This window comes from Acinetobacter kanungonis (assembly GCF_009939195.1).
GTDB classification, from domain to species: Bacteria; Pseudomonadota; Gammaproteobacteria; order Pseudomonadales; family Moraxellaceae; genus Acinetobacter; species Acinetobacter kanungonis.
This window is the reverse complement of the sequence record NZ_JAACKC010000003.1, coordinates 281,992-304,022: the sequence shown is the minus strand read 5'-3', so window position 1 is coordinate 304,022 and position 22,031 is coordinate 281,992. Positions and strand designations below refer to the sequence as shown.

The window sequence follows — 22,031 nt, the reverse complement described above, 5'->3', positions numbered from 1 at the left end:
GGCTGAAGATGCAGCAAAAAGGATCAGGTTCATTGTTGTTCAGAACACTACAATGGTTGATCCACTGTATTTTTAGTCTGTTTGTACTGCTATCTTCACTTTGGCTGTGCCTCGCCCTGTGGATTCAGCAGCCGATTCATGCCGTCGTGACCTACGGCTTAATGCTCGCATGGGCATGCTTTTCCCTCAGTATCTTGGGCATCTATTTTAGTCAGCATCTGATCAGTCGCAACAAAGACATTCTGTTGTATGTTTTTGGCTTGGTCTTGGCGCTGGGCTGGTACTTTGGCTTAGATGCGCGACAAGACCGTGACTGGAATCCTGAAGTCTCTCGACTACTCAGTTATCAGATGCAAGGCCATCAGGTGACCTTGCACAATGTGCGTGATTTCCACTGGCATGCAGATGGCAGTTATCAAGCCGCTTGGCAAACCCGTGTACTGGATTTAAATCAAATTACTGGGGTCAATATCATTACCTCCTACTGGACAGGACCTCAAATTGCCCACACGCTGGTGAGTTTTGATTTTGCCAATCAAGCCCCGCTCACCTTTTCCATTGAAATTCGGAAAGAACAAGGCGAAGAGTTTTCTGCAATCGGTGGCTTTTTTCGGAAATATGAGCTGAATTTGGTCGCAGCCAATGAAACGGACATCATTTATACCCGCAGCAATATTCGCCATGAGCAGGTTTATTTTTTTCCAATCAAGATGTCCAAAGCGCAAAGCCAAGCGTTATTTCTGGAATATTTAGATAAAGCCAGTGAACTGGCACAGCAGCCCAAATGGTATAACACGCTCAGCAGTAACTGCACCACGCTGGTATTTGACATGATTCAAGAGGTTTCCCAAAAACCACTCCCTGTCGATTACCGTCTTTTGGCTTCGGGCTATTTACCGAATTATCTCTATGACTTAAATGCAATCTCACATCGTTACAGCATGCATGAATGGTATCGTCGTGCCCATGTCAATCCCAAAGTTCAATCTTTAGCGTCAGTCCAAGATTATTCCCGCACCATTCGTCAAGGACTACCAACGCATTAAGTTGCGTCCTCACAGCGGCAAAGGACAACAAGAAATACGATAATCAACTGGAAATTTGCATCTGCTTTGTTTATAAAATATCGGATAAAGTCAAAAAAAGTGGAATTACAACATGTTAAAAAAAACCTTAAGTGTTGCCCTACTCGGCTCTGCCTTGCTTTTCACAGGTTGCCAATCTACGCCAACGTCTTCGGCTACTGAGATGAATAATCTACAAATGCTGCAAAACCATACTTGGATCGCGATTCAAATTGGTTCACAAATGATTAAAACCAATCCAAGTGCCCGCAATATTCCAGCACTGCAATTTAATGAAGCAACCAAACGTGTTGCTGGTGCCGATGGCTGTAACCGTTTGATGGGCACCTATCAAGCGACGGGCGATACACTGGTGCTGTCTCAGATGGCATCGACCAAAATGGCGTGTATTGATAGCACCATTCCCAACCAATTTAATGCTGCACTGGCGAATGTGACCAACTATCAGGTGTATAACAACACCCTGAAACTGATGGATCGTCATGGTAATTTACTGATTGAATTTGCCAGCGCCAAACAGCCGCGTTAATCTCATCTTTATATAAAGGTCTGTATTACAGACCTTTTTCATATTTACAACTCAACTTACATCGTTGTGCCACAATGTTCTCTTATAGTGGCGAGCAAAATTGAATTAAGGAAATTGTTATGCAACAGGCATTATTTGGCGGAGGCTGCTTTTGGTGTGTCGAAGCCGTGTTTCTACAATTGAAAGGCGTAAGCAAGGTCGTAAGTGGTTATGCAGGTGGGCTGACCGAAAATCCGAGTTATGAAGATATCTGTCGTGGCGATACTCAGCATGCCGAAGTGATTCTGATTGATTTTGATGAAACGCAAATTCAATACACGCAATTGCTTGAAGTGTTCTTTGCCACACATGATCCAACCACTTTAAACCGTCAGGGCAACGATATTGGCACACAGTATCGCTCCGTGATTTATTATTTGAATGCAGAACAACAGCAACAAGCCGTGCAAATCATTGATGAATTGAAAGCTCAAGGCATCAACATTGTGACTGAGCTCAGTCCTGCACCAACATTCTATCCTGCGGAAGAGTATCACCAGAATTTCTTTGCCCGTAATCCGTCACAAGGCTACTGTAACTTTGCCATTCCACCGAAGCTGTTGAAACTTCACAGTAAGTTCCAGTCCCTACTCAAAAGCGAATAAGCAGGCATAAAAAAAGCGACCGATGAGGTCGCTTTTTTTACCTCGAAGAGGCTTAATTTTCACTCACAAAAGCAATATCACTGAGTCCGGCTTCACTCGCACGTGACATTACTTGAGCAACGGTGTCATAACGTGATTCTTTATCTGCACGCAATTGTACCGTTGGTTTTTGCTCTGCCTGACCTGCATCATTAAAACGGGTCTGTAACTCGTCTAAAGTGATGATTTGGTCATTCCAAGCCACTTCACCATTGGCATTGATACTAACAGTAATCGCTTCAGGTGGTGGATTCACAATATCCGCAGTGGTTTTGGGTAAGGTTAATGGAATTGATGGGTTGGCAACGGTCGCAGTCACCAGAAAGATGATCATCAATACCAACATAATATCGATGAGCGGAATGAGGTTCATCTCATTCATGCCCGAATCGTTGTCTTCACCCAATTGAAAAGCCATTAAACTTGACCTCCAACTAAACCTTGTTGTGTTGCTTTCGCTTCAACTTGTTGTGTCGCAGTTTCTTGTTGCAACATGGTGTCAATCAATAAGCTGTGCGCTTGATCTTGTAATTCATTCGACAAGGTACGGTTGGCACGCACACAAATGTTGTACGCCAATACCGCAGGAATCGCGACCGCCAAACCAAGACCCGTCATAATCAAGGCTTCACCCACTGGAGTTGCCACTTGAGCAAGACCTGCCTGACCACTTTTACCTACCGCAACCAAGGCATGGAAAATCCCCCAAACCGTACCGAATAGACCGACAAAGGGTGCAATCGATGCGATGGTACCGAGTACCGATACGCCTTTTTCAGCATTGGCTTTTTCAACAGAAATCTGGCGCAATAACGCTTGTTCAGCAACGGCTTTACGCTGTTCAAAACTGAGCGGTTGTAATTTCGCCTTTAACTTCGACAATGCCGCTGCAAGTTGAGCATGGGCTTGTTGTTTAAGTTGACGTGTGCCCATCAGACGTAAAATAAAAATCGTCCATGTTGCGATAGACATTGCCAATAATACGAAATACAGGGTTTTACTCACCGCATCCGCATGTTGCCAATAAACTGAAAAGTTCATACTCGAACTCCTGAAATAGTTAGCCGTTAGGATTCAATGTCAATTCAAATGGTTGCTCTGCACGAATTGGATAAGCAACACCATTTTCCTTGTACGGTTTGAATTTTGCACTACGCACTGCGCGTAAAATCTTTTCATCTAAAGCAGCAACACCCGTCGATTTAGTCACACGAGCATTGGTAATTTTACCTTTTTCATCCGCCTCAATCAGCACCACAATGGTACGAGTCTCACCTTTCAAGTCACTATTGCCATAACTTGGTTTTGGTGAACGACTCCATTGCACCCCAGAACCACCAATCGACACACTCTTGGTTGTCGGTGTTGGTGCCACTCTTTCTGGTACGGGTTCTGCTACAGGTGCAGGCTTGCTGACCACTTTGGTTTCGACCGTAGGTGTACTGACCACAGCTGGTTTTTGTGGCTGGATTGTCGGCTGTGTAACAGGTTTGACGGTTTCTGCTTTTTTAACTTGTTGAACTTTTTCCACCTTCTTCGGAGGTTGTGGCTGCGGTTTTTCCACCACTTTGACCTCTTTTACTTCCTTAGGCTTAGGCTGTTCTTTTTTCGGTTCAGCTTTCGGCTTTGGCGGTAAAGGTTTTGGTTGTTCTTGAATTTTGACAAATCGTACTTTTAATGGCTCTTTGTCTATGATCGGAAGTTCAGGCGCTTTCATGTGGCTGACCGCCCACAATACCCCAACATGCCCAATGGCAACTGCAATTAAGGCTGAGATGACTTTCTTTTTCATCGGATTTGGAGCTTGCATAGACGGGGTAGAAATTTGACTCATTAGAATCTGCGACCTAAAAGAAGCGACTGCTCACGACAGTTTAATCGTGGATTTAACAATCAAGCTCATCGGTTAGTACAATTAAAGTATCGCAATAATAAATGAGAAGTGTTTTCATTTGCAACTATTAATTTCACTGTTTTGATGAGTTTTTTGAATCAAAATAAAAAAAGGACCGTTAAAAAACTGGTCCTTTTTCGCATATGCTAAAAATAGTTATTGGAAAACAACTGTTTTATTGCCATCCACAATAATACGGTCTTCTAAATGCCATTTCACAGCACGCGCCAAAACATTACGTTCAACGTCCTGACCCAATTCGCGCAATTGATCAACAGTAAAGTCATGATTCACGCGCTCCACATCTTGCTCAATGATCGGGCCTTGGTCTAAATCGGCCGTCACGTAATGCGCAGTCGCACCAATCAATTTCACCCCTTTCTCATAGGCTTGTTTGTAAGGATTTGCCCCCACAAACGCTGGCAAGAACGAATGGTGAATATTGATGATCTTCATTTCCCAGTGCTTCACAAACTCTTCATCCAGAATTTGCATATAACGCGCGAGTACCAGCAAATCATTGCCTTGCATCAACTCATCAATTTTTGCATAAGCTTCGCGTTTGTTTTCTTTATTGACTGGTACCACTTCGAATGGAATACCGAAGTTTTCAACCGCTTCACGCAAATCAGGATGGTTCGACACCACTTTGGTAATTTCACAAGGCAAACTACCACGTGCATGACGCCATAACAGCTCAAGCAAAGCATGGTCGACTTTAGACACCAAAATACCGACTTTTTTCACGTCACTAACAAACGCAAAACGCCATTGCATGGCATAACGCTCTGCCACATTCACCGCAAAGGTCTGAATCAGACTTTCTTTACGTGATTGCAAATGGTCTAACTCAAACTCAACACGCATGAAATAACGCCCGCCCGTAGCTTCCGTCGCGTATTGATCAAGTGCGGTAATATTTGCTCCCTGATGATACAAAAAGCTCGATACAGCCTGCACGATACCTGGCTTATCTTCACAAGTAATCAGTAAGCGTGCCGTGTTAGCAGTGGTCATGTTCATGTTGGTTCTTGTTACACCTAATTTAAATAAGCCGAGTATTCTAGCGCGTTTTAAACGCTTTCTAAATAGCTTGTTTCAGCTTCAATTGTTTTTCGCATGTGACAGACTGGCAAATAGCTCTGAAGGACCAAAACTTTCCAGTAAGCGCTCATACGTTTCACGGCTTTCACCGCGTAAATACGCCCCTTCAAGGAACACCATTTGACGCAGTGCCTGCCAGACCCACTTTTCTTCCAAATGGTTCGAGTCACTGATATGACCCGACATATATAAGAAGTTGGTCCAGTTAGTGAGTACAATCCACAGATTAATCACCAAAGCTTCAATTTCAGAGGCCGTCATTTGCATCAGCCCTGCATCTACAAAAGCCTGATAAATCTTTTGACCCTGTTGCATCACCTGCCCTGCAAAACGCGGATACATTTTGCGGAAATCTTCATTATTTTCCACCAAGTGATACACATCACGGTGTAGGAAACGATAGGCCCACAGTTGGTTGCTTAAGACTTGGAAATAACTGATTTTGTCATTCACATCCAATGCCCGATCATCAGGAAGTGCGAGCATTTCCAGCGTTTCTCTCTGGTATTGCTCCATCAACTCCTTAATAATTTCGTTTTTATTGCGAAAGTGGTAATACAAATTGCCTGGGCTCATACCCAATTCAGCCGCAATATGATTGGTCGTGACTGAGCGTTCACCACGTTCATTAAACAGCTGCAAACTTAATTGCAAAATGCGTTCTTTGGTTTTCACCGTTTTGGAGTGAGACATCCTAAAGTAACCATATATTCAATGGGTTAGAAAACTAACACAGTAAGTGACTTGACTATTTAGAGCATTTGCTCTAAAAATTTAATTATCCGCTTTAATGTAACTGGTAGTGCGTCATGAACAGTCAAACAAAAACAACGGCAATGACACCACATGCTTTTGATCTTCAATACTTACACGACGTACTTGAACAACAAAAACATGCTTACCAACGTTATCCTTTACCCACAGCAAAGGAACGTATTGATCGTTTAGCACGGCTTAAGCGTATCTTGGTTAAGTACCAAGATCAATTCGCAGAAGCAATTGACCTCGATTATGGTAACCGTTCTATTGCCGAAACCAAAATCGGCGAATTACTCACTTGCCTTGAGCAGATTAAATATTATAGCAAGCATTTGTCCAAATGGATGAAGCCCTCCAAGCGACACGTCGGAATCATCCATCAGCCCGCCAAAGCATGGGTGGAATACCAGCCTTTAGGCGTGGTCGGCATTATTGCACCGTGGAACTATCCTTTATTACTGTCTGTCGGTCCGCTGATTTGCGCATTGGCAGCAGGCAACCATGCCATGATTAAGGTTTCCAGCTCTTCTTGTAATTTTGGTCGTGTACTTGAACTCGCGTTATCTGAAATTTACCCACAGGAACTGGTTGCGGTCATTAATGGTGGTGGTGTCATTTCCGATGCCTTTAGTCATTTGGCTTTTGACAAAATTATTTTCACAGGCTCGACCAATGTCGGTAAAACGGTCATGGCAGCCGCTTCAGAAAACTTAGTCCCCGTTATTTTGGAGTTAGGCGGCAAATCCCCTGTCTTAGTCCATCCCTCTATTGATCTGGACGATGTCGCACAGCGGGTTGCGGTGGGCAAACTCTGGAATGCTGGTCAAACCTGTGTTGCGCCTGATTTTATGTTCCTACCCAAAGGCAAAACTCCAGAATTCATTGAAAAGTTTAAAGCCTGCGTTTTAGAGATGTATCCACACTTCAAGGACAATCAGGATTACACCGCGATAATTAATGACAAGCAATATCAGCGTCTGCAAAGCTATTTAGATGATGCACAAACACGTGGTGCACAGATTATCGAGATTAACCCGCTGCAAGAACAACTCAGTGATGTGCGTAAAATCGCGCCTACGCTGGTTGCTGGCGTCACCCCAGATATGCAGATTATGCAGAATGAGATCTTTGGTCCACTCTTGCCCATCATGGAATATGAACAAATTGACGATGTAATCGACTTTATTAATAGCCGTCCTCGTCCACTTGCTTTATACTACTTCGACTTTGATCAGGCGCGTGCGGAATATGTCGCACAGCGTACCCATTCAGGGCATTTTGGACAAAACACGGTATTAACCCATGTTGCACAAGACGATTTACCATTTGGTGGCGTTGGTGCATCGGGAATGGGAAAATATCATGGTCCAGAAGGTTTCTTCAGTTTGTCGCATGAACGGTCTATGATGTCGAATCCAAAGCTTTACAGCTTTAAATACATTCTCCCACCGTTTAATAAGCCGATTCACAAATTGATTTTGAAAACTCTTCTTCGCTAAGTGATCAAGGCATGATCTATTGCACCAGATCGTGTCCCGTTTTACGAAAAATCGCTTGTCTTTTAAGCGCATTTTTGGTATAAAACGCCCCTTGAATGAATTCAATCCGTTTATTTTTGACTGGCCATACAGATTTGCTGTTGGCTAAATCAATGGAGTTACACCATGTCTAAGGTTTGCCAAGTTACCGGCAAGCGTCCAGTCGTTGGTAACAACGTCTCACACGCCAACAACAAAACTAAGCGCCGGTTCGAGCCGAACCTGCATCACCACCGTTTCTGGTTAGAAAGCGAAAAACGTTTCGTACGTCTTCGTTTAACCACTAAAGGTATGCGTATTATCGACAAATTGGGCATTGAAAAGGTTGTTGCTGACCTACGTGCTCAAGGTCAAAAGATCTAAGTAAGGAGTCAGGACAATGCGTGATAAGATTCGCTTAGTTTCTACAGCTGGTACAGGTTATTTCTATACCACTACTAAAAACAAACGTACTATGCCGGAAAAAATGGAAATCAAAAAATTTGATCCAAAAATCCGTCAACACGTAATCTTCAAAGAAGCTAAAATCAAATAATTTTAGATTCTTAAAAAGAAACGACCTAATCTTGGGTCGTTTTTTTTTGCATTTTTTTTATGCGCCTTGATAAACTTAAATAACTTTTTGGCATTCTTTGTGCTTATTTTCTTTTCACCCTTAACTTGTGTTTAAGGAGTTTTTAGTGCCACATAATGTAGACCTCATCATATTACTGGCTTTTGGTTTTGGCTTAGCGCTGATCTTTGGTTATCTTGCCGCACGTTTACGCCTCCCCCCGCTGATCGGATATTTAATTGCGGGCATTATTATTAGCCCCAACACCCCGGGGATTGTTGCGGATATTCAACTCGCCAACCAACTTGCCGAATTGGGCGTCATGTTCCTGATGTTTGGCGTAGGCATGCACTTTTCCCTGAATGACCTGTTACAAGTGCGACGCATTGCCTTACCGGGCGCGATTCTGCAAATTGCCGTGGCGACTTTGCTGGGGATTGGTGTTTCCATGCTCTGGGGATGGAGCTTTGGCTCGGCACTAGTGTTTGGTCTGAGCTTATCATGTGCCAGTACGGTGGTATTACTTAAAGCTTTAGGCGATCGAGGTCTACTCAATTCGGTTAATGGTAAAATTGCGGTCGGATGGCTCTTGGTTGAAGATCTGGTCATGGTCTTGGTCTTGGTCTTGCTTCCTGCTACCGCCGTATTGCTCGGTGGAGAGCCTATGACAGCGCATGCTGAGAGTGGCAATATCTGGCTGACGCTAGGACTCACCCTTTTGAAAGTCGCTGGATTCATTGCCTTCATGCTAATTGTCGGCAAGCGTTTAGTGCCGCTGATTATGCAGTTTGTTGCCCGTCTAGGCTCACGTGAGCTGTTTACCCTGACTGTGGTTGCTGCTGCCGTATCGATTGCCTTTGGCGCATATAAGGTCTTTGGTGTTTCCATGGCACTTGGTGCTTTCTTTGCAGGCATGGTCGTCAAGGAGTCTGACTTTAGCCATCGTGCGGAAGAAGAAACCTTACCTTTGCGTGAAATTTTCTCAATCCTGTTCTTCGTTTCAGTCGGCATGCTGTTCGACCCAAGCATTTTATGGGAACAGCCTGAACATGTCTTGGCTGTGGTCGGGATTATCATGGTGGGTAAAACTATTGCCGCGATGGCATTGGTGCTGTTCTTCCGCTACCCGATCAATACTGCATTGACGGTGGGTGCATCTCTCGCACAAATCGGTGAGTTTTCCTTCATTCTCGCCACGCTGGGCGTCTCATTAAAACTCCTTTCACTGGAAGGACAGAATTTAATTCTGGCAGGCGCCTTAATTTCAATTACCCTGAACTCGTTTATCTTCTCTGCAATTGAACCGATTCAGAACTGGATTCGTGAACGCTCCTCCCTTGCACGCCTCTTGGAACGTAGTGGTGACCCTCTCGCCATGCTGCCTGATGAAGTCTCGCAGGATTATCTGCGTGATCAGGTGGTGATTGTCGGTCACGGTGAAGTTGGACGTCGCATCACCAAAACCTTGATGGCAGAAGAGATTAAAGTCGTGATTGCCGAAGAAAACCGTGAGATCGTCGAAGACCTGCGTGAAAAAGGCATTGCTGCCGTTTCAGGTGTGGCCACTGAACCAGGCGTCCTGATTCAAGCGCACATTCAACATGCACGGCTATTGGTGCTGTCTCCAATGGATATTATTGATATTCACAAAATTGTCGACATTGCCAAAACCCTGAACCCGCAGATTCAAGTGTTGATCTGTGCAGAAAGCAAACAAGAAGCCGAAGTGATCCGTAAAGAAAATATCGGTGAAGTGTATTTAGCCAAAGAAGAAATGGCGAAAAATATGAGCAATCATATTCTCAATCAAATTGAGATTGCCCATCACCAAGCACCAAGTCATTAAGCTTTAAACATAAAAAAAGCGCACTTCATGTGCGCTTTTTTCGCTAATGAAACTTAGCTCATAAACTGTGGTTTTTCGTCCACAACCTCGGCTTGCCATTCATTCACTTGTTTTTCAAGCAAGCCAAACAACGCTGCCTGTATCATGTGTTGTGCAATCACGGCAGTTTGATCACCTAGCAATGCTTTAACTTCATCGCTAAATTGAATTTTAACCAAAGGATCTTTTTCCGAGCCTGCATTTCGCAACGCCAACTCACCATCTTCTAGTTGAACTAATTCTAGAACCGCTTCCTGATTCCCAAATAATTCTTTCAATTGCTCTATAGACATATATTTCTCCATGTTCAACATGGTGGCAAAGGCAGTTGCGCTTTGCATCGCTTAGACTTATTAATATCGGGTCAAAAAACGAAACTTCAAGCATTTGCTTGGTTTTGCCTAGAATTCCACCATTTCATTACGAAAACCATCGATTAACTGGGTCAAATCACGATGCCACTCACGTAAAATTTTGGTGTCTGGCAACCATGCCTGAGGTGTTTGCGTCACCTTAATAATGAGATTCGAAGAAGTTTCATCCTCTGGCTCTGGCGCACTTGGTTCTGGTGCATACTGACACATGCGATAAGCGCGCTTAAGCTCTGCGATAAAACCATCTTTCGAGAGTTGTTGCATCACCACGACTTCAGGTGATACCTGACCTTTGGCCGCCATCTGTTCTTCAATCGACTTCAAGGTCGGCTGAAAATCATTTAGACGGTAATAACGCACTAATTCCTGTAAAAATGCAAGAACTGCTCCATGTAAATGAAAGACCGCTGCTTCACGGTAGGCCTGTGCTTGTTGAACATGATCGATTTGCTCGGCTTGCTGACACGACAAACGTGCAAAATATAATTTCTGATTGGTACGGTCGGCATGGAAGCGAGCAACACGGGACATACGAATTTCCTATTTCTTGGGCATTTGTTACAGCACTAAGATTAAACTTAATTGAATTCAATGCACAATAAAAAAATTACATCTGTTCCAGTTCGATCCAATAAATTTTACGACGAGCCATAGTTTTTATGGGTGGATTGATAGGTCTAACATTTTCAATTACCCAAGCCCAATAACCATCTTCCCAATAAGAAGCTTTCGCAGGTTCAATTTCAGTGTTTTTCCACACATGAACGGATTGAATATCAACAAATGCTATCGCTCGACCTTCTTCTTCATCTCCATGCGTATTCAAATAGTGAGTATTTTCCACGATCAGTAAATTTTTAAGAGGAAGCTGCTCAGGTCGCCAAGAACGAATTTCTAATGTCTTTACGCCTTGAACAATATATTCACCAGATGGCGCCACTATAGATAAAGCTTGGTACAACTTTTTCATTATTTTACTCATAAAAAAAGGAGCATATTCTGCTCCTTTTTATTTAAGCCTGCGGCTTGTCTTCAGCTTGCTTGACGCGAATACCCGTGCCATGTAAACGCAAGGTGTTGAGTGCTTTAATCGCTTTCACCGCTTCGCGACCATGGGGCATTTCCACAAATGCAAAACCTTTGGATTTACCTGTTTCAGCATCCAATACTAACTGGCAAGTTTCTACCGTGCCGTATTGTTGAAACAGCTTCAGCAATTCATCTTCTTTGACAGTACGCTCTAAATTACGAACTAAAATTTTCATCTTTAAACCTTAAAATAGGCAAATACTCAAAAGCAGCATGAAATTGGCTTTTGAGCTTCGCAATAGCGATAGTTTAATCGAGATTTATCCCAAAATCTAAATCAATTGACTGACGTTCAATTAAAGCACTTTTCACCGTCTGTTGACGGGTTTTATGATGCGTTTCCATGGTACACAATTGACGCTGTAAATCATTTAGAAAATAACTTTCTACTTTGCGTCCCTGCTCATCCACTTGATCACGCGCCCATAAGCTTAAATTCTGCTTGGTCAGAATCAATTCATTTTTCGCCCGTGTGAGCGCCACATAGAGTACACGGCGTTCTTCTTCCACCTCATCAAAATCACCTTGTGCGCGTGAATGTGGATACTGCCCTGGCGTCACATTCGCCACATAGCAGACTTTCTGTTCTGTGCCTTTGGCAGAGTGAATGGTAATCAGCGTGACCACATCGCTATCCGACTGGCGTTCAATTTCTGAAATGGAAACAGGATCAAGCACGTATTCTTCCAGAAACTCGCTCAGCTGTGCATGTTTGGCTGCCAGTTGTTTCACCAAGTCAAAATCCCCTTGGCGACGGTTCCAGTCCTTCTTGTAGTTTTCTGCCAATTGCATTTCAAGCGCTTGAATCCCCAAACTGACACAAGCGTGTACTTCTTGTTTCAGCACCGTCATCTGTTTCATGATCAGCAAAGTTTCATCGGGAATACGCCCAAACTGTTCCAACTTGGTAAAAATTGCCTCGAACTCAGGCTCAAGCAACAATTGCTGTGCTAAACGACTCGCCCCTACATCGCCCACACCATTCCACAAGGTCAAAAAGCGCATCCACGCAATATCATCCAGTGGATTGGCAATGACCCGTAACAGGCTGAGTAAATCTTTGACATGCGCAGTTTCCAGCAATTTCATCCCGCCAATAAAACGGTACGGCACATTGGCTGCAATACAGGCTGCTTCAATATGCCGCGCAGCAAAACTGGAACGCACCAAAACCATATGATCCGACCATTGATGCCCTTGTAGGTAATGACGCTCTTTAATATCAATCGCAATCCACTTCGCTTCATCAAACTCATTCGGGAAAATATGCATGCGGGGCTTAATGCCCTCACCACGATGCGCATCCAAACGCTTCTCATAACGAATTTCTGACTGATCGAGCAACCAATTGGATAAGTCTAAAATTTCTTGGGTGGAGCGATAGTTCTTTTCCAGTTTATACACCACCGCATCTGGAACGCGTTCTTTAAAATGGTGGATATTTTCAAAATCAGCCCCGCGGAAACCATAGATCGACTGCGCATCATCTCCCACGCAAAACAGGCTGACTTTATCCTTTAACGGTTCAAGCAAAGCCCATTGCAACGGATTGGTGTCCTGCATTTCATCAACTAGCATGTGCTTGCAGATGGAGGCAACATAATCGACCAAGCCCTCAGATTGCGCGAGTGCTGAGGCAACAATCGCCAAAATATCATCATAATCCAGAAAACCGCGCGCACGCTTGCGTGTCTCGTACTCTTGCATGATCTTGGCAATTTGATCTTTAAACACGATATGCTCAGGATGCTGTTTTTCTAAAGCATCACTCAACTTTTGACGGGTATTGCGTGCAAAAGAATATAAATCACATAGCTCTTGTGGTTTAGGTAACTGATTGGGATTTTTCTTGTCGTCTTTGCCGCGAATCAGGCGGAACATCATCAACTGATCATCGCGATCGATAATCGAGAATTGCTCCAAACCAAAGGCTTTCGGCACTCGACGTAGCAAGTACATACAAAAGGTATGAAAAGTTGATGCGCGAAGCCCTTTGGCTTGTTCACCCAAAGCCAACTCAACTCGCGCCACAATTTCACTGGCGGCACGTCGCGTAAAGGTCAAAATTTGAATTTGATTGGCAGGAATTCCCTGCTCAATCAGATAGGCAGCACGTGCCACAATGGTTTTGGTTTTGCCACAGCCAGCCCCTGCGAGCACCAGACTGTGTTGCGATGCAGTCGTGGCAGCTTGTTTTTGTTGCGGGTTTAATTCATCAATTAGGCTGGCTAAACTCATAATGTCTCATCGTGCTAGATCGAAGCATAGTTTAGCAAATCCCCGCCATAAAACCGAATCCAGTATGGGAATGAAGATTGCAACTTTTCCATGTCAATAGGATGACTATCAACGCATCGCCAGCAAGCGCGCAATATTTTCACAGGTTCGCGCTAAGTTTTGTTCTCCATGGCTTAATGCCATTTGCAAATCACAGGCCCCATCTACGATACCAAAAATTGCCGTAAAGCCCTCTGTGTATAGCTCCTCAATGCCTTTACCAATCGCACCTGCACAGGCGATGACAGGCTTATTCAGTCTTTTTGCCACTTGCGCTACACCATAGGGGGTTTTGCCAAATTTGGTTTGAAAATCGATTCCCCCCTCACCAGTCAGCACATAATCCGCCTGTTCAATTTTTTCAGCCAATCGTATTTCTTCAATGATGATTTCTACCCCAGAGCGGATTTTTGCGCCTGCAAAAGTCATCAGTCCAAAACCTAAGCCACCTGCCGCACCAGCCCCTGCAACATGGGCATAATCAAGTTGGCGTTGGTATTGAACTAGATTGGCAAAATAAGCAAGGTTCTGATCCAATTGCTGCACCATTTCTGGACTTGCACCTTTCTGTGGTCCAAACACCTGTGATGCGCCATTTTCACCGTAAAGTGGGTTATTCACATCACTGGCGATTACCAGTTCAACTTGCTGTAATCGCACATCCAAGCCTGAAAGATCCATCTGAAAAATGTGATGTAATTGCCCTCCACCTTGAGTAACAGGCTGACCCTGTGCATCTAAAAAGCGTACGCCAAGGGCTTGTGCCATGCCCATGCCTGCATCATTGGTAACACTGCCACCTAAACCAATAATGATTTTAGACACCCCCTGATCAAGTGCCAGTTTGATCATTTCTCCTGTTCCAAAGGTGGTGGTGAGTAATGGATTCCGTAATGATGGCTCAAGTAAATGGATGCCATTGGCTTTCGCCATTTCAATCACAGCCGTTTTCCCTTGATCAATCAAACCGAAATAGGTCTCTACTTTCTGTGCCAAAAGAGGTCCAGACACCGTACAACTCAGCCTCTCACCCTGTGCGGCAGCAACCAAGGCATCTACCGTTCCTTCACCGCCATCCGCCATAGGCACATGAATATACTCAGCCTCTGGAAAAACCCGCTGCAAGCCGCGTTGCATCGCCTGACAAGCCTGTTGGGCTGTCATACTTTCTTTAAATGAATCAGGCGCAAGGACAAAAGTTTTAGTCATGGCAAAATTGTAATTCGCTAAAAATCCCACCCCATCATACGCAATAAAAAAGAGTGCATATAGCACTCTTCTCAAGCTGAATGAACAATCACCTTACACATCAGCCGAACTCTTTGGCACTTCATGTTTGATATACGATGCCAAAGTTAAGTAGTTGATGCCTTGGAACAGAATATCGACCGCAAGGAACATCCCCAGTACCCAAAACGGCGCTGTCGGTGACATCAAAATGATCACCCCAGTCACAAAGGTGAGGATCCCTGAAAACAGCGTCCAGCCCCAACCTGCCAAAGGTTTCAACATAAAGGCATTCACACTGCGCACGATACCCGCAATCACCAAGAAAATCGCCAAGAAACTGGTCAGTACAATCGCGGTTTTTACAGGTGTGGTAAAGGCATAATAACCTGCGATGAGATAGAAAATAGCAAATGCCGCCCACAGCCAGCGATAACCACCCTCAAAAATTTTAAATGCTGCAATCAAGTGCAATACACCACCAATCATCATCAACATCCCAAACAAATACACTGCCGAGAGTGTTGCGAATGGTAAAGCAGCCAATAAAACAAAACCAAAGACTGTCAGCAAAATGCCGAGTGCCAAATACCATTTTCGATTTTCATGTAATTGATGACGAACCAAATCATTTCCAACTGTTTTCATATTTTTTCTCAAGTCGTTACGATGGAATAAAATGATTGTTGCCGTTTTTTCAATGAATGTCTGTTATCAAACTGCATCTTTTTTATCCACTGCACGCATTCATACTGTGGATAAAATTTAAGTTATACACAACTCATTTAATCCAGCCGATTTCCAGAGCGGTAATTTGATTTAATACGGTATCGTCTAAACGATCGGGCATTTTGCTTTGTTGAGCAGAAATAGGCAGATGTCCCGCCATCAACTCTGCTTTGGCTTGGGGAAATAAAGGTTGCTGATTGGGTGCTGCATAACCCTGCGGATACAAGGGTTGCCCTGTAGCGGCATCATATTTATCGCTTGCGCCAAAGGCATGTAACAGTTCATGCACCAGAACAATCTGATTTTGCTCATTTTGTTTTTTGCTGGCATACAGATTCACAGCCCCAATACGCCCCTTTTCCAAAGCGGTCGAGTGTTTTAACTGATTGGTTAACTGCGGATCATAATAATTCAAATATAGAGTCACAGCAGATGCCCCATCACTGCGCTGGTGCTGTTTCCAATCATAAAAGCGGAATTTTAGACTCCACCAGATGATATCCAGCAAGTTCGCCTGCTCAGGGACTTTCGGTGGTTTTTGGGTTAATTCACGCCCAAGATTTAAATAAAGCTGAATAGGTTGACCACGATAATGTGTCGACATTTGCTGCAAATATGGCTGCACAGCCCCCAAATCACTCAAAGATAATTGCTGAATGTACTGTTGCGTAGTGGCTTGACCATCTGAATTAATTGGATGCAATAGCACGATGACGGGTTTATCCCAGTTCTGATTTTGGTCTCGCCATGCGTTGACTGCGACAATGAGCAAAATCAGCAATAAGCACAAGATTCTAATTTTTTTCCACATTTCTTTTAAGCACTCTGCTTCTTCATTTTTCTTAAATACATTTGACTCATTTCTACTTTTGTTTCAAAAAGATTTAATGCCTTAATTAAGCCTGAGAGTTTTGCTCTACCATAATTGCGAGAATCAAAATCTGGTTTCACTGCACTTATATATAGTCCAACCATACCTAAATTTGCCCATCCATTCTCATCGGCATTGTCTTTGACTGCTTTATAAATCAGGTTCAAAGTGGCTCGATCCATAACATCTGTCACGATATTATCTTTCAATTGATTCGCAAGTTTTGAATCAGATATTTTACTAGACTCGAATATTTTTCTGACCTGAGCGCTCGTTACTTCTTCATCTTCTGAATTTTTAAGTTCATTTTCTGAAATTAAATTTTCAATAAAAATGAATTTATCACAAGCCTTTTTAAAGGCTTCTGGCGTAGATTTTTTGCCAAAGCCATAAACACTTAAACCATTTTCACGAATACGCGATGCTAAAGGTGTAAAGTCACTGTCACTAGATACAATGCAAAAACCATCTAATGCACCTGCATAGAGTAAATCCATTGCATCAATAATTAAAATCATATCCGTCGCATCTTTACCTTTTGTATAGGCAAATTGCTGAACGGGAGTAATTGCATGAGGTAATAAAACATCGCGCCATTTCTTCAGCGTTTCATTACTCCAATCCCCATAGACTCGCTTTACACTCGCAATCCCGTATTTAGCGACTTCTTCCAAAACAGATGAAATGGCACCAATAGATGAATTATCTGCATCAATTAACACAGCAAACTTTTTCGTTTGAATGTCCACTATTCCCCCAAATATATTTTTAATTTCTTATATAAATCATTGTGACATAAAAAATGCCCACCGAAGTGAGCATTTCTATTCAATCATTGATGCGGTTAAGCTTCAACCCATTTCCCATCTTGGAAAACCAATGACCACTTGGTCTGTTTCCCTTCAGGGGTTTCTGAACCAATATATTGTGCTTGGTTTTTACGGCTAAACTTCACCAAAGTCGGGTTCCCTTCAGGATCCACATCTGGCGCTTGCAAAATAAATTGATATTTTGGATCAAGCTGTTCAGCCACAGAACGTAACTCAGACACTTTCGGTGCACGCGTTTCACGGATTTTCGGGAACTTACTTGCTGCCAAGAACAGACCCGCCGCCCCATCACGCAACACAAAGAAATCATCATGCTTGGTTGAGCGTAAGTGTTCCATTTTAATAGGATCGACACGCGGAGGTGCTGGCTGACCACTCTTCAAGACCTTACGGGTATTGTCACAGCTCATGCACGCAAAGTATGGTCCAAAACGACCTGTCTTGAGTTGCATTTCACCATCACATTTGTCGCAAGGAATGGTCGGACCATCATAGCCCTTAATCTTGAATTCACCTTCTTCCAGCTCGAAGCCCGCACAATCAGGATTGTTACCGCAGACATGCAATTTACGCCCACCATCAATGACATAACTGTCCATCGCAGTACCGCAAATCGGACAACGCTTTTTCGACATCAAGTCTGCGGTTTCGGCAGCATCATCATCAGAGAGTGCAGCCAGTGATTCCACAGGTGTTAAGTTTAAAGTACCTTTACAACGTTCTTTCGGTGGTAAGTTATAACCTGAACAACCCAAGAATACACCAGTTGTACCCGTGCGAATTTGCATTGGGCGCGTACATTCTGGACACTGAACCGCATCCACTTCTACAGGTTGATTACGACGCATGCCGCTATCACCTTGTGCAGTGGTCAAACGCTTTTTGAAATCACCATAGAAACTATCGAGTAATTCTTTCCAGTTCCGTTCACCATCTGCAACTTTATCTAACTGACCTTCAAGGTCCGCAGTAAAGTCATAGTTCATCAGGTTATTGAAACTTTCATCCAGACGATCCGTGACAATCTCACCCATTTTTTCAGCAAATAGACGGCGATTTTCCAGTTTCACATAACCACGATCTTGAATGGTCGAAATAATCGCAGCATAGGTCGATGGACGACCAATACCGCGCTTTTCTAACTCTTTTACCAAAGAAGCTTCGGTAAAACGCGCAGGTGGCTTGGTAAAGTGTTGTGATGGATCAAGTTTTTCCAAATTCAGCACTTCACCCACTTTCACGGCAGGTAAGAGCACATCATCATCAGACTTGTTTTGACCACGAACTTTGGTAAAGCCATCAAATACCAAGGTACGACCTTTGGCTTTGAGTTCAACACCGTTGGCATCGACCAAAATGGTTGAAGATAGATATTCTGCTGGTGTCATCTGACACGCCACGAATTGACGCCAGATTAAATCATATAAACGCTGCGCATCACGTTCTACACCGACCAAGCTATCGCCTTTTAAGCCAACATTGGATGGACGAATCGCTTCATGCGCTTCTTGTGCACCCGCTTTGTTGCCGTAACGATTTGGTTTTGCTGGCAGGTATTTCGCACCAAATTCCGTTTCAATATGGTGACGCACCATATTCACCGCATCATCACTCAAGAACGTCGAATCGGTACGCATATAGGTAATAAAACCTGCTTCGTACAAACGCTGCGCCAACATCATGGTTTTCTTGACCGAGAACCCTAAACGCGTACTGGCTGCTTGCTGCAAAGTTGAAGTGATATACGGCGCACTTGGATTGACCTTGGTCGGTTTATCCTCACGTGCTGAAACTTTATAATCCGCATCTTTCAAAATTTTCAATAAAGCATCAGTTTCAGCTTTATTGCGTAATTTTAGGGTCTTGCCTGCTTGCTTCACCGCTTCAAGACGAATCTCATCACTGGAAGATTTGGTGTCTGCAAACACTTGCCAATATTCTTCAGGAATAAAGGCACGAATTTCACGTTCACGCTCCACCACCAGTTTCACAGCAACTGACTGTACGCGTCCTGCAGATAGACCACGTGCAATTTTCTCCCACAATAAAGGAGAGATCATAAAGCCCACCACGCGATCGAGGAAACGACGCGCCTGTTGTGCATTGACTTTATTGGTGTCTAGACGTGCTGGATGCTTAAAGGCTTCTTGAATGGCATTTTTGGTAATTTCGTTAAACACCACGCGTTGGTAACGTGAATCATCACCCCCAATCACTTCTTTTAAATGCCAAGCAATGGCTTCCCCTTCACGGTCCAAGTCCGTTGCGAGGTAGACTTCATCGACTTGCGATGCCAGTTTCTTTAATTCAGCAACCACATTTTCTTTGCCTGGAAGCACTTCATAATGTGCCTTCCAGTCATGCTCAGGGTCTACCCCCATACGGTTGACCAAAGCTTGTTGTGCTTTTTCAGCTTTTTGTGCATCGGTCAGTTTGGCTCTGGAGGTTGCAGTTTTCTTGTCTGCAGATTTACCTGAACCACCCGTAGGTAAGTCACGAACATGACCTACAGAGGATTTTACAATGTAGTTTGATCCCAAGTATTTGTTGATTGTTTTCGCTTTTGCAGGCGACTCCACAATCACTAAGGCACGCTTATTCCCAGCATCGGAAGATTTTGCTGTGGTGCTTTTGGATGTGGATCGAGGAGCATTCGCCATAGTTAACCGTTTTTCCTATTTCAGTGAATCTAAAAATTAAAGCTCAGCCAAAGAATGTAAATATGCTTTGATGTCTTCTAATTGGGTTGCTCTTAAATCAGCTTCTTCGTCCCAATAGGTTCCTACACAGTTTGCCTGCATATCAATAGCATAAATGCCCTTTAATGCAATGGGAAAATTATTAAATTTTTCATCACCATGCACCAGCTTAAGCTGCTGTTCTTCAACACGGGCGCGCATTAGCGGCAAACGTGCATCGGGAATCAGGACACTGTAATACGCCACCATACTGGCACGATCTGAAGATGCTTTGGGAATTTTGGTCCAATCAGGCGCAGCCACCAAGCGTGGGTGTAAACCCATTTTACGTGCTTTCTCTCGCATTAAGCCCAAAGCCTTTTCACGCGGACTGACGCGGAGACCAAAAATTGATCCCAGCACAAAAACCACAATGATAACGGCAACCCAAATTCCAGTATGTTCCATAAAAAAACCTTTTTTATCTTTTATTAGAGTTGCATAAGCACAATATAAAACGCAAGTTACAACGACGAAATTAATTCAAGAACATTTCATGACTATATAGAACTTCATGCCCATTCCAGTAAATATATCCCTTTTCGATCAATTCTTTGAGCAGCAAACGGATATCTGCTTTGGGAAACATTTGTTCTAATAAATCACGCAAGGCATAAATGTCTTTGGGCTTATCATTTTTCAATTCACGCAGTTTTTTCGCCACTTCCAACTGTACAGGGTCTATTTTCCCGAAATCCTTAAACAAAGGATCTTGTAGTGGTTGTTCCGCTGTAGTCGGAGCTTCTTGTTCTGCGGAAGCCTGTAATTGTTGCACCGCTTGATCTAAATTGGTGGACGTTAGCAACTCAGCCTGATCTTGTTCCTGATGCAATTGTGCCCACTGTTTTAATACTTTCTTACGAAAATTAATCTGCTCATCATAACGTTTGACAATTTTCAGATTAATCAGCATGCCCACCAAGTGCTGAGCTTTTTCCGGCACCACTTGCAGAATATTCATCACCGAATTTTTTAAGGAGTCTACCGTATTCGGTTTACCCGACATTTTCGCCAAAACTTCACAATACTGTTTCACTTGCTGTAAATAGGGTTTACTTTGAATCACAGCCAGACTGGGGATTTTGTATTTCGATTTGCTGGCTTCGCTCGCGTCTTGAATTTGAATCAAGCTGCAACTCAAAGCAGAGCCACGCATCAAATCAATTAATAGTGAACTGCTTTTTGTCGCCGAAATCACTTCGACATGCGTTTCAGGTTCGAGTAAGGCCATTAACTGCCCCACCAAGACCGCATATTCAAATTCTTTTTCTTTGGCTTCGACGGTTTCTAAAATCACCACTTGTCCACTGCTGACCCACGTTGCAAATTCAGTGAGATCTTCCAGCGTATAGGCAAACTGACCTGTGCAGTTAAACAGATATAAAGTGGGATAATGCTGCACGAGATCGCGTAACATCTTTGCCGTTGGCATATTATTTTCTAGATCGAACAAAACCGCTTTAACAGACATAAACACACAGTCATGAGAGATGAGCAAAGAGGGTGCATTAGAACGGGAAGCGGGCAAAAGGTCAAGCCTTGCCCCGTGTTCCCAGATTTGAAATGAAGCGAATTCAAGCACTTCATTTCAATCTACAAATAAGATTAATAATGGGGTGGTATATTGGTTAAAGGATCAAAAACTTCGATACCTTCCGATAAATCAGCCGATTCCACACGTTGATACAACAACTGCATTTGTTTTTTTAAATCAGCAATTTCGACATTTTGGCGTGCCACCTGATCATTCAACTGATCAACTAAATCATCCAAAAATGCAATTCGGACTTGCAAATCTTCAATGGGTGCGGAAAATGACGCCTGATTATCAAGATTTTGTTGTTTAGTCATTTAAAGTCCTCATTT

General features: G+C 43.4%; 25 protein-coding genes. 7 read left to right on the top strand and 18 right to left on the bottom strand.

Annotation, left to right across the window (positions count from 1 at the left end):
• Positions 1 to 8 precede the first annotated feature (8 nt).
• From GWK51_RS07710 to msrA, 3 genes are all read left to right on the top strand, one after another.
• The gene (locus GWK51_RS07710) at positions 9 to 1,046 is read left to right on the top strand and encodes a lipoprotein N-acyltransferase Lnb domain-containing protein (protein WP_161933255.1); all 1,038 of its coding nucleotides are present in this window, start codon (positions 9 to 11) and stop codon (positions 1,044 to 1,046) included.
• Between the two features lie 112 nt (positions 1,047 to 1,158).
• On the top strand, positions 1,159 to 1,614 hold the full coding sequence (locus GWK51_RS07705; RefSeq protein ID WP_161933254.1) for an META domain-containing protein: 456 nt from the start codon (positions 1,159 to 1,161) through the stop codon (positions 1,612 to 1,614).
• A gap of 119 nt (positions 1,615 to 1,733) precedes the next feature.
• The gene (gene msrA / locus GWK51_RS07700; RefSeq protein WP_161933253.1) at positions 1,734 to 2,258 is read left to right on the top strand and encodes a peptide-methionine (S)-S-oxide reductase MsrA; all 525 of its coding nucleotides are present in this window, start codon (positions 1,734 to 1,736) and stop codon (positions 2,256 to 2,258) included.
• Positions 2,259 to 2,310: 52 nt separating this feature from the next.
• Here msrA and GWK51_RS07695 read toward each other — a convergent pair whose 3' ends face one another.
• The 5 genes from GWK51_RS07695 to GWK51_RS07675 form a co-directional block, all read right to left on the bottom strand.
• Entirely contained in the window at positions 2,311 to 2,715 is a 405-nt protein-coding gene (locus GWK51_RS07695) for an ExbD/TolR family protein (RefSeq protein WP_100240563.1), read from the bottom strand.
• Positions 2,715 to 3,338, bottom strand: a complete 624-nt coding sequence (locus tag GWK51_RS07690; RefSeq protein WP_100240562.1) for a MotA/TolQ/ExbB proton channel family protein — start codon at positions 3,336 to 3,338, stop codon at positions 2,715 to 2,717. The genes GWK51_RS07695 and GWK51_RS07690 overlap by 1 nt, the downstream gene beginning before the upstream one ends.
• A gap of 19 nt (positions 3,339 to 3,357) precedes the next feature.
• Positions 3,358 to 4,131: an energy transducer TonB family protein gene (locus GWK51_RS07685; RefSeq protein ID WP_161933252.1), complete on the bottom strand. Its 774-nt coding sequence runs from the start codon at positions 4,129 to 4,131 to the stop codon at positions 3,358 to 3,360.
• 216 nt (positions 4,132 to 4,347) lie between these two features.
• Positions 4,348 to 5,214, bottom strand: coding sequence for a formyltetrahydrofolate deformylase (purU, locus tag GWK51_RS07680; protein WP_161933251.1), 867 nt, complete (start codon positions 5,212 to 5,214; stop codon positions 4,348 to 4,350).
• A gap of 81 nt (positions 5,215 to 5,295) precedes the next feature.
• Positions 5,296 to 5,988, bottom strand: a complete 693-nt coding sequence (locus GWK51_RS07675; protein WP_100240559.1) for a TetR/AcrR family transcriptional regulator — start codon at positions 5,986 to 5,988, stop codon at positions 5,296 to 5,298.
• Between the two features lie 116 nt (positions 5,989 to 6,104).
• Between GWK51_RS07675 and GWK51_RS07670 the strand changes: the two genes are divergently transcribed.
• The 4 genes from GWK51_RS07670 to GWK51_RS07655 all read left to right on the top strand — a co-directional run bounded on the left by GWK51_RS07670 (position 6,105) and on the right by GWK51_RS07655 (position 9,991).
• The gene (locus GWK51_RS07670; RefSeq protein ID WP_161933250.1) at positions 6,105 to 7,553 is read left to right on the top strand and encodes a coniferyl aldehyde dehydrogenase; all 1,449 of its coding nucleotides are present in this window, start codon (positions 6,105 to 6,107) and stop codon (positions 7,551 to 7,553) included.
• A gap of 165 nt (positions 7,554 to 7,718) precedes the next feature.
• The gene (rpmB, locus tag GWK51_RS07665) at positions 7,719 to 7,955 is read left to right on the top strand and encodes a 50S ribosomal protein L28 (RefSeq protein ID WP_000048256.1); all 237 of its coding nucleotides are present in this window, start codon (positions 7,719 to 7,721) and stop codon (positions 7,953 to 7,955) included.
• 16 nt (positions 7,956 to 7,971) lie between these two features.
• On the top strand, positions 7,972 to 8,127 hold the full coding sequence (gene rpmG / locus GWK51_RS07660; RefSeq protein ID WP_003654787.1) for a 50S ribosomal protein L33: 156 nt from the start codon (positions 7,972 to 7,974) through the stop codon (positions 8,125 to 8,127).
• Positions 8,128 to 8,272: 145 nt separating this feature from the next.
• Positions 8,273 to 9,991 carry a cation:proton antiporter gene (locus GWK51_RS07655; RefSeq protein WP_161933249.1) on the top strand — a complete coding sequence of 573 codons (1,719 nt, stop codon included), beginning with the start codon at positions 8,273 to 8,275 and terminating at the stop codon, positions 9,989 to 9,991.
• Between the two features lie 53 nt (positions 9,992 to 10,044).
• Here the strand turns inward: GWK51_RS07655 and GWK51_RS07650 are convergent, their stop codons facing one another.
• The 13 genes from GWK51_RS07650 to GWK51_RS07590 all read right to left on the bottom strand — a co-directional run bounded on the left by GWK51_RS07650 (position 10,045) and on the right by GWK51_RS07590 (position 22,016).
• A complete protein-coding gene (locus GWK51_RS07650; protein WP_100240659.1) occupies positions 10,045 to 10,323 on the bottom strand; it encodes a hypothetical protein in 279 nt (92 codons plus the stop codon).
• Positions 10,324 to 10,431: 108 nt separating this feature from the next.
• On the bottom strand, positions 10,432 to 10,935 hold the full coding sequence (locus GWK51_RS07645) for a DUF6586 family protein (RefSeq protein ID WP_100240556.1): 504 nt from the start codon (positions 10,933 to 10,935) through the stop codon (positions 10,432 to 10,434).
• 76 nt (positions 10,936 to 11,011) lie between these two features.
• The gene (locus tag GWK51_RS07640) at positions 11,012 to 11,374 is read right to left on the bottom strand and encodes an ASCH domain-containing protein (protein ID WP_161933248.1); all 363 of its coding nucleotides are present in this window, start codon (positions 11,372 to 11,374) and stop codon (positions 11,012 to 11,014) included.
• 43 nt (positions 11,375 to 11,417) lie between these two features.
• The gene (locus tag GWK51_RS07635; RefSeq protein ID WP_100240555.1) at positions 11,418 to 11,669 is read right to left on the bottom strand and encodes an RNA recognition motif domain-containing protein; all 252 of its coding nucleotides are present in this window, start codon (positions 11,667 to 11,669) and stop codon (positions 11,418 to 11,420) included.
• A 73-nt stretch (positions 11,670 to 11,742) separates the two neighbouring features.
• Entirely contained in the window at positions 11,743 to 13,731 is a 1,989-nt protein-coding gene (locus GWK51_RS07630) for an ATP-dependent helicase (RefSeq protein ID WP_161933247.1), read from the bottom strand.
• A 108-nt stretch (positions 13,732 to 13,839) separates the two neighbouring features.
• Positions 13,840 to 14,979, bottom strand: coding sequence for a glycerate kinase family protein (locus GWK51_RS07625; protein WP_161933246.1), 1,140 nt, complete (start codon positions 14,977 to 14,979; stop codon positions 13,840 to 13,842).
• Positions 14,980 to 15,072: 93 nt separating this feature from the next.
• Complete coding sequence (locus GWK51_RS07620; RefSeq protein ID WP_100240553.1) at positions 15,073 to 15,645, bottom strand: HdeD family acid-resistance protein; 573 nt, start codon at positions 15,643 to 15,645, stop codon at positions 15,073 to 15,075.
• Positions 15,646 to 15,778: 133 nt separating this feature from the next.
• Positions 15,779 to 16,537 carry a hypothetical protein gene (locus tag GWK51_RS07615; RefSeq protein ID WP_161933245.1) on the bottom strand — a complete coding sequence of 253 codons (759 nt, stop codon included), beginning with the start codon at positions 16,535 to 16,537 and terminating at the stop codon, positions 15,779 to 15,781.
• A gap of 5 nt (positions 16,538 to 16,542) precedes the next feature.
• A complete protein-coding gene (locus GWK51_RS07610) occupies positions 16,543 to 17,346 on the bottom strand; it encodes an NYN domain-containing protein (protein WP_161933244.1) in 804 nt (267 codons plus the stop codon).
• Positions 17,347 to 17,441: 95 nt separating this feature from the next.
• Complete coding sequence (gene topA / locus GWK51_RS07605; protein ID WP_161933243.1) at positions 17,442 to 20,087, bottom strand: type I DNA topoisomerase; 2,646 nt, start codon at positions 20,085 to 20,087, stop codon at positions 17,442 to 17,444.
• 36 nt (positions 20,088 to 20,123) lie between these two features.
• A complete protein-coding gene (locus tag GWK51_RS07600) occupies positions 20,124 to 20,573 on the bottom strand; it encodes an ammonium transporter (protein ID WP_142769559.1) in 450 nt (149 codons plus the stop codon).
• Positions 20,574 to 20,643: 70 nt separating this feature from the next.
• Positions 20,644 to 21,636 carry a hypothetical protein gene (locus GWK51_RS07595; RefSeq protein ID WP_161933242.1) on the bottom strand — a complete coding sequence of 331 codons (993 nt, stop codon included), beginning with the start codon at positions 21,634 to 21,636 and terminating at the stop codon, positions 20,644 to 20,646.
• A 134-nt stretch (positions 21,637 to 21,770) separates the two neighbouring features.
• Positions 21,771 to 22,016 carry a SlyX family protein gene (locus tag GWK51_RS07590; protein ID WP_100240547.1) on the bottom strand — a complete coding sequence of 82 codons (246 nt, stop codon included), beginning with the start codon at positions 22,014 to 22,016 and terminating at the stop codon, positions 21,771 to 21,773.
• Positions 22,017 to 22,031: the final 15 nt, after the last annotated feature.

Excerpts from the sequence above, each read along its gene's own strand:
- GWK51_RS07710 (WP_161933255.1), top strand. The coding sequence starts at position 9 with ATGCAGCAAAAAGGATCAGGTTCATTGTTGTTCAGAACACTACAATGG.
- GWK51_RS07705 (WP_161933254.1), top strand. The coding sequence starts at position 1,159 with ATGTTAAAAAAAACCTTAAGTGTTGCCCTACTCGGCTCTGCCTTGCTT.
- msrA (WP_161933253.1), top strand. The coding sequence starts at position 1,734 with ATGCAACAGGCATTATTTGGCGGAGGCTGCTTTTGGTGTGTCGAAGCC.
- GWK51_RS07695 (WP_100240563.1), bottom strand. The coding sequence starts at position 2,715 with ATGGCTTTTCAATTGGGTGAAGACAACGATTCGGGCATGAATGAGATG.
- GWK51_RS07690 (WP_100240562.1), bottom strand. The coding sequence starts at position 3,338 with ATGAACTTTTCAGTTTATTGGCAACATGCGGATGCGGTGAGTAAAACC.
- GWK51_RS07685 (WP_161933252.1), bottom strand. The coding sequence starts at position 4,131 with ATGAGTCAAATTTCTACCCCGTCTATGCAAGCTCCAAATCCGATGAAA.
- purU (WP_161933251.1), bottom strand. The coding sequence starts at position 5,214 with ATGAACATGACCACTGCTAACACGGCACGCTTACTGATTACTTGTGAA.
- GWK51_RS07675 (WP_100240559.1), bottom strand. The coding sequence starts at position 5,988 with ATGTCTCACTCCAAAACGGTGAAAACCAAAGAACGCATTTTGCAATTA.
- GWK51_RS07670 (WP_161933250.1), top strand. The coding sequence starts at position 6,105 with ATGAACAGTCAAACAAAAACAACGGCAATGACACCACATGCTTTTGAT.
- rpmB (WP_000048256.1), top strand. The coding sequence starts at position 7,719 with ATGTCTAAGGTTTGCCAAGTTACCGGCAAGCGTCCAGTCGTTGGTAAC.
- rpmG (WP_003654787.1), top strand. The coding sequence starts at position 7,972 with ATGCGTGATAAGATTCGCTTAGTTTCTACAGCTGGTACAGGTTATTTC.
- GWK51_RS07650 (WP_100240659.1), bottom strand. The coding sequence starts at position 10,323 with ATGTCTATAGAGCAATTGAAAGAATTATTTGGGAATCAGGAAGCGGTT.
- GWK51_RS07645 (WP_100240556.1), bottom strand. The coding sequence starts at position 10,935 with ATGTCCCGTGTTGCTCGCTTCCATGCCGACCGTACCAATCAGAAATTA.
- GWK51_RS07640 (WP_161933248.1), bottom strand. The coding sequence starts at position 11,374 with ATGAAAAAGTTGTACCAAGCTTTATCTATAGTGGCGCCATCTGGTGAA.
- GWK51_RS07635 (WP_100240555.1), bottom strand. The coding sequence starts at position 11,669 with ATGAAAATTTTAGTTCGTAATTTAGAGCGTACTGTCAAAGAAGATGAA.
- GWK51_RS07630 (WP_161933247.1), bottom strand. The coding sequence starts at position 13,731 with ATGAGTTTAGCCAGCCTAATTGATGAATTAAACCCGCAACAAAAACAA.
- GWK51_RS07625 (WP_161933246.1), bottom strand. The coding sequence starts at position 14,979 with ATGACTAAAACTTTTGTCCTTGCGCCTGATTCATTTAAAGAAAGTATG.
- GWK51_RS07620 (WP_100240553.1), bottom strand. The coding sequence starts at position 15,645 with ATGAAAACAGTTGGAAATGATTTGGTTCGTCATCAATTACATGAAAAT.
- GWK51_RS07615 (WP_161933245.1), bottom strand. The coding sequence starts at position 16,537 with ATGTGGAAAAAAATTAGAATCTTGTGCTTATTGCTGATTTTGCTCATT.
- topA (WP_161933243.1), bottom strand. The coding sequence starts at position 20,087 with ATGGCGAATGCTCCTCGATCCACATCCAAAAGCACCACAGCAAAATCT.
- GWK51_RS07600 (WP_142769559.1), bottom strand. The coding sequence starts at position 20,573 with ATGGAACATACTGGAATTTGGGTTGCCGTTATCATTGTGGTTTTTGTG.
- GWK51_RS07595 (WP_161933242.1), bottom strand. The coding sequence starts at position 21,636 with ATGTCTGTTAAAGCGGTTTTGTTCGATCTAGAAAATAATATGCCAACG.
- GWK51_RS07590 (WP_100240547.1), bottom strand. The coding sequence starts at position 22,016 with ATGACTAAACAACAAAATCTTGATAATCAGGCGTCATTTTCCGCACCC.